Source organism: Lysobacter tyrosinilyticus, assembly GCF_054779815.1.
Window position 1 is genome coordinate 271,569 of the sequence record NZ_BAAGXN010000003.1, and the last position, 16,198, is coordinate 287,766.

The window sequence follows — 16,198 nt, forward strand, 5'->3', positions numbered from 1 at the left end:
GCTAGCGCAGGACTCTGAACTCGATACGCGACCACGCCCCGCTGTCCGCGAGCGCGGTTAACGTGTGCGAACCGGGGTCACCGAATTCGTGCAGGAAATTGGCTGCACCCTGTGATTCGCCGATGTAGCGGCCATCCAGCAACCAGCGGATTCGCGTTTCGGTGCCCAGTGCACGCAACGACAGACGCAGTGGCGTGGTGCTGTTGGAAGCCCGGGCGAGTGTCGCGCGATCGCTGATGCCTTCGATACGCAACTCTTCCGTCGCATCCCGGCCATCCGGCGCGCAATCCGGTGCGAGCGCCGGAAGCCGTGCAGCCATGCGCGCATCGAGCGATAGCCACGACGAGGCAAGTGCAGGCCAACGCGCGATTTCGCCGGATCGACGCTCATGCGGCAGCGTGCACTCGGCCGAGAGGCGCCGGCCGGTACGCGCGTCAATTTCGAATCGTTCGCGTCCGGCATTCCACAACCTCGCATCGCGCTCTGCGAACGTCGGTGGCACCACGTTGTCCAGCGTCCAGGCCTTCAACTTCCTGCGGCACAGCTGCGGTGCCTGCGGGTCGGGTGGTAGTCCCAGGGGCCAGCAGACGTCGATCTGCGCGACATTGGCCGGTGGCGGCCGCGACGCACCATCGCCACGCTGCGCCGGCAGGCTGTCGACGACCTCGAACAGCAATGGCAATGCGGTGACCGCGCCGTATTGACCGGGCAGTGGCGTTCCGTCTGGTCGTCCAATCCATACGCCGACCGTATACCGGTGCGTGCTGCCGAGTGCCCAGGCATCGCGATAGCCGTAGCTGGTGCCGGTTTTCCACGCTACCCGCGGGCGTCCGCCCTGTTCGAAGGTGTCGATCACGCTGCCTGGACGCGGATTGGCTTCGAGAGTGTCGCGGATGATCCACGCCGAACCCGGCGACAACAGACGTCGATCCACATGCGGATCGCTGGGCTGGTACCGCACGCGTCCGGCGACGCCATCCCGGTTCAGCGCCGCATAGGCACCGACCAAGTCTTCAAGCCGTGCACCGGTCCCGCCGAGGATCATCGCGAGATTCGGTTTGGCGCCATCAGGCCAGTGCAGATCGATGCCCGCGTTGGCCAACCGTGCGGCAAAACGCGACGGTCCGACGCGGTCGAGCAAATCGACGGCCGGAACGTTGAGCGACAGTCGCAAGGCTTCAGCAGCCCCCACCGGTCCGTTGAAGGCCATGTCGAAATTGCCGGGCCGGTAGTCGCCGAAGGCCTGCGGCGCATCGACAAGCAGGCTTTCCGAATGGATCAGCCCGTCGTCCAGCGCGAGTCCGTAAAGAAACGGCTTCAAGGTAGATCCCGGCGAACGCCACGCCTTCACCATGTCGACGTGACCCAAGCGTGCTTTGTCGGCGAATTCGACCGAGCCCACGTAGGCGCGCGCTTCCAGCGTCGCGTTATCCACGACCAGCAACGCCGCGGAAGTACGCTCGGGTAGGTCGGAGAAATAGGCGGAGACCCGCTCCTCGAGCGTGCGTTGCAGATCGATGTCGATCGTTGACTCGATCCGGGATATTTTCGGATTGTTGCTGCGCAGACGCTGCGCGAGCAGCGCCGCGTGTTGGGGCGGTTGCAGCGAGCGGGCGACCACGGGTTCGACGCGCGCATCGCGGACGTCTTGCGACGTCCATACGCCCAGCCGTTCCATGCGGGCCAGCACCTTGTCGCGCGCATTGCGGGCCCGCTCTGGTTCACGATCCGGTCGCAGCCGGCTTGGCGATTGCGGCAGCACCGCTAACAGGGCGGCTTCGGCATGAGACAAACGCGACGCTGGTTTTCCGAGGTAAGCCCAGCTCGCCGCTTCTATTCCTTCCACCGTGCCGCCGAAAGGAGCGCGGTTGAGGTAGATGGACAGGATCTCGCGCTTGCTCAGGTGCACTTCGAGCTGGATCGCGCGCAGCAGTTGGCGCAGCTTTCTCCACGGCGTGCGCGCGCGCCCTCGCCCCGTTGGCGTGTCTAGGATGCGCGCCACCTGCATGGTCAGGGTCGAACCACCTGATACGACGCGGCCATGTCGTAGCCACTGCCCTCCGGCGCGCGACAACGCAAATGGATTGATGCCGCCGTGATGCCAGAACCAGCGGTCCTCATAGGTCAGCAAGGCCTGCAGGTATAGCGGCGAGACCTGCTCCTGGGTGACCGGATACCGCCAGATGCCGCCGCGATCGGCGAAACCGCGCAACGGCGTTCCGTCGCGGGCGAGCACGACGGCGCCGGCATCACGCCGGCTGGGAAGCGGCAGCGGAAATGCCAGATCGAGCAGCATCGCCGCGTTGATGATCAGCAACGCGACCAACGTGACCTGCAGGCCGAAACGGCGATGGATCCGCAGCCTGCCGTAGCTGCAGTAGCTCGCGGTATCGAAGCCTCGTGGACCATCGTCCCGGCCTGGGACGGTATGCGGCTTGCTGTTGTCGTGCTTCCAGACGCCCAAGGGGGTAACCGACCTAAGAATGAACCCGCCAGATACCCTCCCCTGCACCAGCGCAAGGGAGGGCTACTTTCAGCGTCCGGGCTGCTTGACCGTCAACGTCGCCGGGATGGCCTTACCCACGCCGCGCATGTCGGGACGATACATATCCTCGACCAGTGACGGCGGCACCGTGTATGTGCCCGGCGTAACGGCGCGAACCAGATAGAACAGTCGCGCGGTGTCGTAGGTGCTCAGCTTGAGTGCGGCGACGTAGCGATCATCGCGATACTCCTCGTGACGCACTTCGGCTGCTTCGTCGCGATCGGCAATTTCGATGCCATCGACGACCACACCCGCCCATTGCTTGGCGTCGCCCAGGTTGAAGTTCTCGATCTCCAGGCCCGCCGGCAGCAGATCGGTCACGAGTGCGTCGGGCATGTTGACGCTGCTCTTGATGGACAGCTGCACGATCAGGCTGTCGCCCTCCTCCAGTGTCTCGCCGCTCCACGCGGTACCGTCGGTGTTGTAGTACTTGCGGGTCACCGTAACGACGCTGTTATCCGGTTCGGGGGCCGTACGGGGAACGCCTGCGGCTTCCAGGCTGGCATAAAGCGGCGGCTGTCCCTGCGGGATGAAGCTGACGCCGCGCGATAGCGCGTCGTAATCGAACAGCCGACCAGTAATCCGCGCCGCCGCCACTTCCGACGTTTCGCCGCCGACCTTCCACTGACCGGACACCATCTTCTTCTGGTCGGCCATCAATGCCTTGCCGAGGCGCGCCAATGCGACCTGTTCCTGCGTGCTCAACCAGAACCAGCGTTCATTGCGGCGCGCGTCGATCTCCCGTCCAAGCGTCACGACATGGGTGTCGTACTCCGGCTTGGCGTAACCGCGTTCGTGCAACAAGGCGATCATCAGCGCGTCGTCGCGAAGACGCGTGCCGTAATCACCCAGGTACACGGGACGCTCCTTCGGATCCTTCGCAAAGGCTTCGGCGATCGACTTCGCACCACGCGTCTTGTCGCCCTGCATCGACAGCGCCAGGCCGAGGTGCACCAGCGGCAGGCCGGTAAGACTCTGTTTGCGGCTGTTGTCATACAGCGCACGCAGCGTGCCGAGCGGCGCGCGGTTGACGCGCGCAAGCACGTAGCCGGCGTGCGCCTGGTAGGCGAACTTCATGTGATCGCGGTTGTCGTAGCCGTAGAACGGCGCGCCGCCCGCGAGCAGATCCTCGTTCAGCGCCTTAAGGGCCTTCTGCAGCATCGCATCCGGCACGGCGAAGCCGGCTTCGCGCGCATCCAGCAGGAACTCGACGATGTACGGCGTCAGCGCCTGATTGACGTAATCGCCATCGCCCCACATCGAGAAGTGGCCGGAGCTGACCTGCATCGCCGCCAACCGGCCGAACGCGCCTTCCATGCGCTCGCGACGTTGCTTCGCGTTGAGGCCGTTCACGCCCAGCATCTTCGCGGTCGCCTCATCCAACTCGAGCGCGGCATAGCCCTTGCTGGTCGTCTGTTCGGCGCACCCGTACGGATACTTCAAGGCGTCTTCCAGCGCGGCAGTAAATGGAATCGGCGGCAACGCGCTCACCACCATGCGGGCATTCACCGATCCCGTCATCAATCCATCGACCAGATCCGTACCCAATGGCACCGCCGACAGATCGTTGAGGACACGCGTGCGCGTACGCATCACCTGCGGCCACGCCGGACGCACCGGCACATCGTAACGGCGATCGACATTGAAGCCGTTGCCTTCGACGCGCACGCGCACCTGAGCCGTCGAATAGCCCTCACGGGCGACCAGCGGGAAGGTGTAGGTGGTTTTGGCTTCTGTGCCCAGCTTGGCTGTTCGCTTCGCATCGGCAATCGAGAGCGGTCCGATGCCATCCAGCTGCACGTTGAACTCGCCAGCCTTGCCGGTGAAGTTCTGCACGTCCAGCGTGACGCTGCTGCGGTCGCCCGGCGCGAGGACTCGCGGCAGGCTCGCTTCCGCCAGCAGCGGCGCGCGCACGATGGTTTCCTCGTCCTTGCTGCCGTACTTATTGTTGGAATACACCATGGCCGAAACGCGCAGCGTGCCGTTGAAGTCAGGCACGGCCAGTGTCACGCGAGCCACGCCCTTCGCATCGAGCTTTACCGGGCCACTGAACAGATCCACGGTCTGGACATGCGCGGTGGGGCGGCGCGCCTGGGGCAGCGCGAGCGGCGCCATGTCACCACCGAAGCGGATCTTCGCGGTGCCACCTTCGAAGCTTTCGATCACGCGTCCGTAGATGTCATAGGCATCGACGCCGAGACGACGCTGTGCGAAGAAATGCTTGGCGGCATCCGGCACCGGGAAACGGGTGATGTTGAGGATGCCCACATCCACGGCCGAAACAGTGACGAAGGCATTCTGCCCGGCCAATTGCGGCACGCTGACCGTCACCGGCAGGTCGCGTTCGGGACGCATCTGTTTGGGTACCGCAATACCGACGGCCACGGTGCGATCGCGACGGTCCATCGGAACATGCGCGATGCCGACCGCGCGCGCGGGCGTGATCTTGTCGACCGCCGTGCCGCCACGGAATATCAGCGCAGTGACGTAGACGTCATGGCGTTCCCAGTCCTTGGTCACCGGAATCTCGAAGGTGCTACCGGCTTTCGCCGCGATGTCCTGCACGTAGAGCATGTGGTCGCTTTCGACCATCAGCAGGCCCCTGCCTTCGTGCGGCGGGGTCAAAGTCACCTTCAATACATCGCCGGCCCGATACCCGGTCTTGTCGAGCGCGAGCTTGACCTTGTCCGGCCGCGCATCGAGACCGCGGTTCTCGTCGCTCCAGCTCCAACCCGCGAAGAAGGGATAGCGGGTGGTCAGCTTGGTTGCGGGGTCGTACACGTCGAGTCGGTATTCGCCCCACTTCACCGGGAAGTCGACCTTGATCGGCGATGCACCGGCGTCGACCACGCGCGAGCTGATGTCTTCGTAGCGCTGCGTGAAGTCGTAATCCCAGCTGCCGTCGTTCCAGTTCCAGTGGTAATCGCGGTGTTCGCGCACCAGGGTGACCCGCAGGCCCTTGCCCGGGCGAGGCTTGCCATCGCTACCGAAGCGGCTGAGCTGGAAGGCGACATTGGTCTCTGAATCTGCGCCTTCCTTGTCGTCGAACATCGGACGCACCCCGACCAGGGCATCGGCCGGCCACAACACGCGCTTGAGGCTGCGATTGACGCTGCGACCGCCGCTCTCGAAGACGCTGCCAGTAACAATCGCGGCGATGGTGCTGACCGGCTTGGCCTCGGCCGGCAGCGCGACGTCCTGCTGCAGCTTGCCGTTGGCGTCGAGCGAAGTATCGATGACGTCCTTGGCTTCCTTCGGAAGCTTCAGGGTCGGGTCGCCAAAGAACCACCCTGGCAACTGTTCAAGCGGATGCTGCTCGACCGCGACAGTGAGCTTGGCGGTGAAGCGGTTGGAAGCGGCGGGCGCTCCGTACAGGTAGGCGCCGGTCGCCTGCAGGTGCACGGGTTCACCGGGCTTGATCACATCCTGCGCAGATAGATCCAGTTTCATCCGTTCCGGCAGAAATTCCTCGACCCGCAGGGTCATCCCCTGCACCGCTTCCTTGCTGGCCGGATCGGTGCGGAATTCGACACGCCAGCGGCCCGTCGCGGCATCGACCGGGATCACCTGCTGGTGGCGCACATAACCCTGCGCGTCCGGCTGCAGGCGGGTTTCGAGGAAGGTCTTGCCGTCCGGCTGCACGTAGCGCACGAACACCGGCTGCGCGTTCTTGCCCTTCGCGACAATGGGCTGTCCGTCCTGATCGCGCAGCAATGCGGACAGACGCACGGTCTCTCCCGGTCGGTACAGATCCCGGCCGGACCAGGCGAAGACGTCGAACCAGGCCTGCTCCCGACCGGCCACGGCAAATTCCGACAGGTCGAGTGCCGGCTGATTGAACGGCAACATCGAAACGTCACGCCCCTGCTGCGCGATCAGAACATGCTCGGCATCGAGCTTGTAGTCGAGCATCGCGTTGCCGTTGCGGTCGGTCGACGACTTGAACACCGGCTCACCGTCGCCGTTGAGCACCTTCAGTTCCACGCCACTGGCCGCGCCACCGCCTTCGAGCGAGGCGACGTGCACAAACAACCGGTCCTTGTAGGCCCGCGCATGCAAGCCGAGATCGCTGACCGTGAAGAAGGCGGTGTCGAATTCCTCCTTGAACGTGCCGCTGCGCTTCATCACGGCGAAGTACAGGCCAGGCTCCTGCAACTCCTCGATGTCCTGCAGCGGCAGGTAGGTCAGCACGCGCTCGTTCTTCTTGCCGCCCAGCACGAAGCGGTTGACGTAGACCGGCTCGGCCATCGTCGACAGCGCCGTCCGCTTGTGCTCGGTGCCTTCTTCGTCATCCCAGGAATAGTCGCGCTCGAGGTCCCAGCCACTTCGGCGTCCGCCGCGCTGGAATTCGGCGAAGAACCGGGGCAGCTCCTTCTCCTTGATGCGCAGGAATTCGACGTCGACTTCCGGCACGTTCACCGATACGACCGGCAGGCCGCGGCTTTCGCGCGCCGGCAGCACGCTGCCCTGCGAGGCAAAGCCGACCACCGGTTCGAGCGGACCGGTGTAGACGTTGCGCTTCTCTTCCTTGCCGAGGCGGTTGCCGTCGGCAGCGGTCAGGCCTGCCTTGATGGTGACCACGTACTCTTTGCTGGCCTCAACGTGGGGGAAGCGGAGAACCTTGGCTTCGTCCTCGCCGTCATCATCCAACACCCAGCTGCCCTTGACCGGTGCGCCGTCCTTGTCGGTCACGGCGATCAACGAATCGAATTCCTGGGTGCCGACCAGGGCACGACTGAACTCCAGGGCGATCGCCAGTTCGTCGCCTTGCTGATCGGGATACGCCGCCACCAGCCCGAAGCCCTGTACTGCTTCGCGCTTGGCCGCAATCTTCTCGCCGGTCACTTCCGGCAACTGGCCATTGGCGTCGCGCTTGCAACCGGCGACTAAAAAGCCTGCCGCAATGAGGGCAAGAAAAAGCCCGCACCAATGGCGAGCCCTGATGGGTCCTTCCGAACGGATTTCACTGCGCCTCATGCGACCTCCCCAAGTGTGCGCGCAAGCGTATAGAAGTTGCGCCACATCACACAATGGCGTTTGAGAGTCGCAAGAGATGGGCCAGTGAACTGGCGTTTAGCATTCGACGCGCGACGCCTGGCTCAGCTGCGTGAAGCCAAATGAGATCGATAACGTAGTACTCGATTCGCCCCGGACAACACGCGCACGAAAGCGAACTGGCGACGGTTTCCGTCATGAGTCGAAGCGATCATGATGTGTGCCGGTTGCCGATCGCCATTCCACGAGCGTCACGGGCAGCCCCCTATCGGAGCCAGTAATGCACCGCCCAAACGCGCCTCTCGTTGCCCCTTCGGACGCGGCGGCGACGGACTATTCCGGTCGCGGCGACGCCGAACGGCGTGAGCGGAACGAAATCCTGGTCATCCGCCATGGCGCGTTTGGCGATCTGATCCAGGCCGACGGCGCACTGCGGGACATTCGCCGGCACCACCACGGCGCATGGATCGCCCTGCTGGTTGCACCTCAGTACGCCCGATTGATGGCGCGCTGCCCGCATGTGGACGAGGTGGTCTCCGATCCACGTGCCCCCCCGCTCCACCTGTGGCGAAACCTGGCCCTGATCCGCCAACTCATACATCGCCGCTTCTCGCATGTCTACGACCTGCAAGGCAGCGATCGCACCGGGTTGTACCGCAAGCTGCTGGGCGCCGGGTTCTGGAGCCGTAAGCAGAACCCCGACAGCAGCCAGACGCCGGATCGCCTGGCCTACGCGGAGCAGTTGCGTCGGGCCGACGTGCCGGTCGTACGTGCCAGCGATCCAGACGTGGACTGGATGGCGGATGACGTGTCGGCGCTGCTAGCGACAGCTGGAATCGCCCCGGGCTACTTCGTGCTCATACCCGGCAGCGCCACCCGCCACCAGGACAAACGCTGGCCCCACTACGCGGAACTCGCGCACCGCCTCAACGAACTTGGCAGGCAGGTCGTATACGTGCCGGGCCCGGACGAACTCGAGCTGGTGAAGGAGCTCCCCGGCAAGGCATTGCTTGGACCGGACGGCAGCTTCCTCAACTGGTTCCAGTTGGCCGGCGTGCTCCGCGATGCCGGCTTTGTTATCGGCAACGATACCGGGCCGACGCATCTGGCTGCCTGCCTGGGACGACCGGGCCTGGCACTGTTCGGACCTCGCACCAATGCGACACGAACAGGCCTCCGCTACGGCGACTTCGGCGCTGTCGAAGCCGCGGACCTGAAGCAACTCACGCCTGCACAGGTGCTCGAGGCGATAGCGCAGCGCATTGCGCTTTGATCGCGAAGTCGCTCAAAGAAAAACGCCGCCCGAAGGCGGCGTTCGTCAACTTGCCGTGGATCAGTGGGACGGATCGGTAGCGACGTCGCCTTCGGCCGACAGGGCTTCCCCGACAACCATCGCTTCCGGATCGGGTTCGTCGTCCAGCGACGCATCCAGACGCTCGATCGCCTGCAGCGATTCGTCGGCCGCCAGGCGCATCAGCGTGACGCCCTGGGTGTTGCGGCTGACCTGCGAGATCTCCGCGGCACGGGTACGCACCAGCGTGCCGCCGTCGGAAATCAGCAGCACTTCATGGTGGTCGGACAGCTGCACCGCGCCCACCAGGCATCCGTTACGTTCGGTCGTCTTGAGCGCAATCACGCCCTGCGTGCCACGGCCCTTGCGTGGGTATTCCGAGCAAGGCGTGCGCTTGCCGTAGCCGCGTTCGCTGGCGGTGAGGATGTCGCCGTCGCCATCGATCACGATCAGGCTGACGACCTTGGCGCCGCCGGTGACGACCGGCTGTTCATCGCCCTCGCCCTCGGCTTCACCATCGCCTTCGACTTCGCCGGCGGCCAGGCGGATGCCGCGCACGCCGGTGGCGGTACGCCCCATCGAGCGAACTTCGGTTTCCGCAAAGCGCACCGCCTTGCCGTTGCTCGCGAACAGCATGATGTCGCGCGAACCGTTGGTGAGCTCGGCATTGACCAGTGCATCGCCCTCGTCGAGATTGATCGCGATCTTGCCGCGCTGCAGGCGGAAGGCGAATTCGGTGAGCGGGGTCTTCTTGACCGTGCCGTTGCGGGTCGCGAAGAAGACGTACTTGCCTTCCTCGTACTCGCGCACCGGGACGACGGCCTGGACCTGCTCGCCTTCTTCCAGCGGGATCCAGTTGATGATCGGACGGCCGCGCGCGTTCGGGCCGGCGTCCGGCAGCTGGTGCACGGAGAGCCAGAACACGCGACCCTTGCTGGTGAAGGTCAACAACGTGTCGTGCGTGTTGACCAGCCACAGCTTGTCGATGAAATCCTCGTCCTTGGTAGACGCCGCACTGCGGCCCCTGCCGCCGCGCTTCTGCGCGCGGTAGGCGCTGACCGGTTGGCGCTTGGCGTAACCGGAGTGCGACAGCGTCACCACCACGTCTTCCGGCGCGATCAGGTCGAGGATGTCGAGGTCTTCTTCCGAAGCGCGGATTTCGCTGCGGCGGGCATCGCCGAATTCTTCTTTGAGGTTGCGAAGTTCTTCGCGAATGACGTCCAGCAGAACGCTCGGGTTCTCGAGGATCTCGATCAGGCCGGCGATGGTCTTCAGTAGTTCCTTGTACTCGTCGGTGAGCTTGTCCTGCTCCAGGCCGGTCAGGCGGTGCAGGCGCATCTCGAGGATCTGCTGAGCCTGCGTCTCGGTCAGCTGGTAGCGACCATCGATCAGGCCCACGCCCTGCGGCAGGTCTTCCGGACGAGACGCATCGGCGCCGGCAGCGGCAAGCAGCGAAGAGACAAGCCCGGCTTCCCAGGTGCGGGAAAGCATGCGTTCGCGCGCTTCGTTCGGATTCGCCGAGGTCTTGATCAGTTCGATCATCTCGTCGATGTTGGCGAGCGCGACCGTCAGGCCTTCCAAAATGTGCGCGCGCTGGCGGGCCTTGCGCAGCTCGAAGATGGTGCGGCGGGTCACCACTTCGCGGCGGTGGCGCACGAAGGCTTCGAGGATCTGCTTGAGGTTCAGCAACTGCGGGCGGCCGTCGACCAGTGCCACCATGTTGATGCCGAACACCGACTCCATCTGCGTCTGCTGATAGAGGTTGTTGAGCACCACTTCGGCCGATTCGCCGCGCTTGATCTCGATGTAGATGCGCATGCCGTCCTTGTCGGACTCGTCGCGCAGCTCCGAGATGCCCTCGAGCTTCTTTTCCTTCACCAGCTCGGCGATCTTCTCGATCAACCGGGCCTTGTTGACCATGTACGGGATCTCGGTCACCGCGATCGCTTCGCGACCGTTGTCGGCGACCTCGACTTCCGCCTTGGCACGCATGCGCACGCGGCCACGACCGGTGCGGTAAGCCAGCTGGATGCCGGCGGTGCCGTTGATGATGCCCGCAGTCGGGAAGTCCGGGCCCGGGATGTATTCCATCAGGCCATCGACATCGATCAACGGGTTATCGATCAGCGCGATGGTGGCGTCGACGACTTCGTTGAGATTGTGCGGCGGAATGTTGGTCGCCATGCCGACCGCGATGCCGGCGGAACCGTTGACGAGCAGGTTTGGCACACGCGTCGGCATGACGGTGGGCTCGAGTTCCTTTTCGTCGTAGTTGGGCTGGAAGTCGACGGTTTCCTTGTCGATATCCGCCATCAGCTCGTGCGAGAGACGCGACATGCGCGCTTCGGTGTATCGCATCGCCGCGGCCGAATCGCCGTCGATCGAACCGAAGTTACCTTGGCCATCGACGAGCATGTAACGCAGCGAGAACGGCTGCGCCATGCGCACCAGCGTGTCGTACACCGCGGTGTCGCCGTGCGGGTGGTACTTACCGATGACGTCACCGACGATACGCGCCGACTTGTAGTACGGCTTGTTGCTGTGCGCACCGAGCTCGTTCATCGCGAACAACACGCGGCGATGCACGGGCTTGAGACCATCGCGGACGTCGGGGAGCGCACGGCCCACGATCACGCTCATCGCGTAATCGAGGTAGCTGCGGCGCATCTCGTCTTCGAGGTTGACCGGGATGATTTCCTTGGCGAGTTCTGCCATTCGGGTTCCGTCTGCTTGCGTTGGCGGCGGGATCAAAGCGCCCCTGGCAACAGACAAAACAAGCCCCGAGCGGGCGTGTTTTGCGGCTCGCTCGGGGCGGCTTCAAAAGACCATGAATCGTATCACGAAACGAGGACCCGCCGCACCTCGATTCCCACGTAGAAACAAGCAGTTACAAGGAATTTTTGGCCCGTTTTGTAGAGCGGAGCTTGCTCCGCTGCACTGGCTGTTCCGGACGCCCCCAAAAGCAGCCGAGCAAGCTCGGCTCTACAAAGAGCGAGAGCTCGCTCAGGGACCGAAAGCCGCCCTCATCGCAGCCTCGTCGGGCCGCTCGATCACGCCCTTCTCGGTCACGATCGCGTCGATCAGCTCGTGCGGGGTGACGTCGAAGACCGGGTTCCACGCACCGACATCGTGCGCCGCGGTCCGCACGCCGCCGATGGCGAACATCTCGCCCGGATCGCGCTCCTCGATGTGGATGGCAGCACCGTCGGGCGTAGCCATGTCCACGGTCGAGGACGGTGCCGCGACCATGAACTTGACCCCGTGGTGGCGTGCGGCGATCGCCAGCTGGTAGGTGCCGATCTTGTTGGCGGTGTCGCCATTGGCGCAGATGCGGTCAGCGCCAACCACCACCCACTGCACGGCGCCCGTCTTCATCAGATGCGATGCGGCAGCGTCGGCGATCAGGGTCGGCTGGATGCCGTCCTGCTGCAGTTCCCACACGGTCAGGCGCGCGCCCTGCAACCACGGGCGGGTTTCGCCCGCGTAGACCTTGCCGATGCGTCCTTGCGCCACGCCGGCGCGGATCACGCCCAGCGCCGTACCGAACCCGGCGGTAGCCAGCGAGCCGGTGTTGCAATGGGTCAGCACCCCGCTTTCCGGGGCGATCAGGGCGGCACCGAGTGCACCCATACGGCGGTTGGCGGCCAGGTCCTCATCATTGATCGCCTGGGCTTCGCGCGCGATCACGTCGCGCCAATCCGGCCCGGCTTCACCCAGGACGCGACGCATGCGGGCGAGCGCCCAGGCCAGATTCACGGCGGTGGGGCGCGCGTCGTTGAGGCGTTGCATCGGCGCTTCGAGCTTGCGCACCGCTTCGGCGCCGTCGGTTGCTTCGATCTTCATGCCTGCGAGGACCACGCCCCAGGCCGCAGCGATACCGATTGCCGGCGCGCCGCGCACGGTCAGCGAGTGGATCGCGGAAGCGACTTCGTCGCTGGTTTCGCAGCGGACGTATTCGACCTGGAAAGGCAGCTTGCGCTGGTCGAGGAGTTCCAGCGCATCGCCGGTCCAGCGGATCGGACGGATGCGGTCGTAGCGGTCGAAGTCGAAGGTGTCGTTCATGGCGCAATTCTAACCGCTGGACCTGTAGCGGACCCGCGTGCAGCGCCAGGAAGCTACCTGCTCGTCATCCCGGCGTACGCCGGGATCCAGCTTTTCAGCTGTGCTCGACTGAGGGCAAGGCTGGATCCCGGCGTGCGCCGGGATGACGACAACGACCGCTAGGCGCGTGCGAAATCGAAAACCAGGACATCCGCGATGCGCGTAGTGCCCAGCATCGCCATCATCAGCCGGTCGACACCCATCGCGACGCCGGCGCAGTGCGGGAAGCCGGATGCCAGCGCCTGCAGCAGGTTCTCGTCACGCGGCGGTTGCGCATCGCCACGCTCGCCGCGCCGTTGTCGATCCTGGTCGAAACGCGCGCCCTGCTCCGCTGCATCGGCGAGTTCGTGATACCCATTGGCCAATTCCAGCGACCCCAAATACAACTCGAACCGCTCCGCCACCGCCACGGCACCCTCATCACGGCGGATGCGCGCCAACGCGCATTGCGACGCAGGATAGTCGTACAACGCCAGCAACTGATCGCCAGGGAATGCAGGTTGCAGACGATGCGTCATCAGCAGGTCGAGCCAATCGTCGCGGGTCAGGCCTTCGGGATCGATGAGCACGTCGCCCAATGCATCGCGCAATTGGGCTTCGCTCGCCGTCGCCGGATCGAGTCCCAGCTGCTGGCGATAGAGATCGTGATAACTCACCAGCGTGAGTTCCGCGCTGCGTCCGACCAGTGCAAGCGCGGCGTTGACCAGCGCAGCGGTTTCCAGGATGAGTTGGCGATGATCCCAACCGATCCGATACCACTCCAGCATGGTGAATTCGGGGTTGTGGCGCCCCCCGGCTTCGCCATCGCGAAACACTCGACCCAATTCGTAGCAATCGCCGAAACCGGCTGCGAGTAGTCGCTTGAGCGGGTACTCGGGCGAGGTCCGTAGCCAGCGCGTGCGCGATGCGCCGTCGGTGCGACCGCTGAACTCCAGTGAGAACGAAGCGATGTTCGGATCGGTATTGCCGGCGAGCGAGAGCACCGGCGTTTCCACTTCCACTACATCGCGATCGGCAAAGAACGCGCGTATCGTCGCGTTCAATCGTGCCCGCAAACGGAGCGCGTCGAACGAAGCCGTTGGCTGCCAGGTCGTGGTCACTGTCCGTGCTCGGTCAGGAACGCGAGCAGGCGCGCTTCGTCCCAGATCTCGACGCCCAGTTCCTGCGCCTTGGCAAGCTTGGAACCCGCCGCCTCACCGGCGACCACGAATGAAGTCTTCTTCGACACGCTGCCCGAGACCTTCGCGCCCAATGCTTCGAGCTTGTCGCCCGCTTCATCGCGCGACATCGCGGACAGGCCGCCGGTCAGCACCACGGTCTGACCCGACAGGGGACCTTCACTGGCGCGTTGCGGCGCGCCTTCTTTCCAGTGCACGCCATTGGCGCGCAGCGCCGCGATGACTTCATGGTTGTGCGGCTCGGCGAAGAAATGGGCGATGCGCGAAGCGACCACCGGCCCGATATCGGGCACGGTCTTCAGCGTATCGATGTCGGCGGCCATGATCGGATCGAGCGCGCCAAAATGCTTGGCCAGCGTCTTCGCCGTGGATTCGCCGACGTCGCGGATGCCCAGTGCGTACAGCACGCGTTCCAGCGTGGTGTTGCGGCTTGCATCGATTGCAGCGATCAGGTTCTCGGCCCAGCGCGTAGCGACCTTGCCGGCCTTGACCGTGGACGGCGTTGCGTCCGCGGCCTCATCCCCCAAGGGGACTTGCTTCACGGCGTCCCCCAAGGGGACTTGCTTCACGGCGTCCGCGCGACGCTTCATTTCGAGAAAATCCTCGAGCGTCAGCCGATACAGGTCGGCCACCGTGTGGACGTAGTCGTATTCCACCAGTGCAGCGATGAACTGTTCGCCCAGACCTTCAATATCCATCGCGCGGCGCGAGGCGAAATGGAACAACGCCTGCACCCGCTGCGCAGGACAGAACAGGCCGCCCGTGCAACGCGCGACCACTTCCCCCTCTTCGCGCTCGACCGCCGAACCACAGGCCGGACATGCCGATGGCATCTCGAACGGTGGATTCAACGGATTGCCTTTGGCATCACGCGGCCGGCGTTCTTCGATCACGCGGACGACTTCAGGGATCACATCGCCGGCGCGGCGGATGATGACCGTGTCGCCGTTGCGCACATCCAGGCGCGCCACCTGATCGGCGTTGTGCAGGGTGGCGCGGGTGACGGTGACGCCGCCTACGTGCACGGGATTCATGAGCACCCACGGCGTCACCGCGCCGGTGCGGCCGACGTTGACTTCGATCGACTCGACCGTGGTCGCTTCTTCCTGCGCCGGGTACTTGTGCGCGATCGCCCAGCGCGGTGCGCGCGAGACGAAGCCCATCGCGCGCTGCTGGTCGTAGCGATCCAGCTTGTAGACGACGCCGTCGATGTCGTACGGCAGATCGTTGCGCTGGACACCGATCTTCTCAAAATACACCAGCAGGCCTTCGGCACCTCGCGCGGTCGTCACCAGCGGGCTCACCGGCAGACCAAAGTCGCGCAACAATGCGAGGGTCTGCGAATGCGTGGCCGGCAACTTCAAACCCTCTACTTCACCCAGCGAATAGGCGAAGAACGCCAGCGGGCGCTGCGCGGTGACGCGCGGATCGAGCTGGCGCAGCGAGCCAGCCGCACCGTTGCGCGGATTGGCGAGGGTTTTCTCGCCGTGTTCGCGGGCCCACTCGTTGTACTTTTCGAACGCGGCCTTGGGCATGTAGACCTCGCCGCGCACCTCGAGCACCTTGGGAGCGGGCCCCGCCGGCGCCTTGCCACGAAGACGCAACGGGATTGCCTTGACGGTACGCAGGTTCGCGGTGACGTCTTCACCCGTCGCGCCATCGCCGCGGGTCGCGCCACGCACGAACACCCCGTCTTCGTAGCGCAGGCTGATCGCGAGGCCGTCGAGCTTGGGTTCAGCGGAGAACATCGGCCCGAAATCGCCGGTTTCTTTGCCGATGCGGGCAACGAATTCGTGGATCTCTTCCGGACTGAACGCGTTGGCCAACGACAGCATCGGCACGGCGTGCCGCACTTCGGAGAACTTCGAGGTGGGTGTGATGCCGACCCGCTGCGTCGGGGAGTCGGGCGATGCGAGCTCAGGGTGAGTCGCTTCCAGGGCTTCGAGCTCGCGCAGCAGGCGGTCGTACTCGATGTCCGGGATGTTCGGATCGTCGAGGACGTAGTAACGGTAGTTGGCGTCTTCGATCTGCTGGCGCAGTTCGGCAATGCGGGCAGCGGGGGATGGCGACTTGGGCGTCATTGGCTAG

At 64.6% G+C, this 16,198-nt stretch carries 7 protein-coding genes; 1 reads left to right on the top strand and 6 read right to left on the bottom strand.

From position 1 onward, the window contains the following. Position 1 precedes the first annotated feature (1 nt). Positions 2-2,362 (bottom strand): penicillin-binding protein 1C, encoded by a 2,361-nt coding sequence (gene pbpC / locus ACYVGK_RS08050; protein ID WP_460733449.1) that lies wholly within the window; start codon positions 2,360-2,362, stop codon positions 2-4. A 171-nt stretch (positions 2,363-2,533) separates the two neighbouring features. Beyond that, positions 2,534-7,522 (bottom strand): alpha-2-macroglobulin family protein, encoded by a 4,989-nt coding sequence (locus tag ACYVGK_RS08055; RefSeq protein ID WP_460732842.1) that lies wholly within the window; start codon positions 7,520-7,522, stop codon positions 2,534-2,536. Positions 7,523-7,820: 298 nt separating this feature from the next. Here ACYVGK_RS08055 and ACYVGK_RS08060 point away from each other — a divergent pair, with 298 nt between their 5' ends. Further along, positions 7,821-8,813: a glycosyltransferase family 9 protein gene (locus ACYVGK_RS08060; protein WP_460732843.1), complete on the top strand. Its 993-nt coding sequence runs from the start codon at positions 7,821-7,823 to the stop codon at positions 8,811-8,813. A 60-nt stretch (positions 8,814-8,873) separates the two neighbouring features. Here ACYVGK_RS08060 and gyrA read toward each other — a convergent pair whose 3' ends face one another. From gyrA to ligA, 4 genes are all read right to left on the bottom strand, one after another. Then, entirely contained in the window at positions 8,874-11,546 is a 2,673-nt protein-coding gene (gene gyrA, locus ACYVGK_RS08065) for a DNA gyrase subunit A (RefSeq protein ID WP_460732844.1), read from the bottom strand. Between the two features lie 288 nt (positions 11,547-11,834). After that, the gene (gene mtnA, locus ACYVGK_RS08070; protein WP_460732845.1) at positions 11,835-12,893 is read right to left on the bottom strand and encodes an S-methyl-5-thioribose-1-phosphate isomerase; all 1,059 of its coding nucleotides are present in this window, start codon (positions 12,891-12,893) and stop codon (positions 11,835-11,837) included. Between the two features lie 158 nt (positions 12,894-13,051). After that, positions 13,052-14,032 carry an EF-P lysine aminoacylase EpmA gene (gene epmA / locus ACYVGK_RS08075; RefSeq protein ID WP_460732846.1) on the bottom strand — a complete coding sequence of 327 codons (981 nt, stop codon included), beginning with the start codon at positions 14,030-14,032 and terminating at the stop codon, positions 13,052-13,054. Continuing rightward, positions 14,029-16,191 carry an NAD-dependent DNA ligase LigA gene (gene ligA, locus ACYVGK_RS08080; RefSeq protein ID WP_460732847.1) on the bottom strand — a complete coding sequence of 721 codons (2,163 nt, stop codon included), beginning with the start codon at positions 16,189-16,191 and terminating at the stop codon, positions 14,029-14,031. The genes epmA and ligA overlap by 4 nt, the downstream gene beginning before the upstream one ends. Positions 16,192-16,198 lie beyond the last annotated feature (7 nt).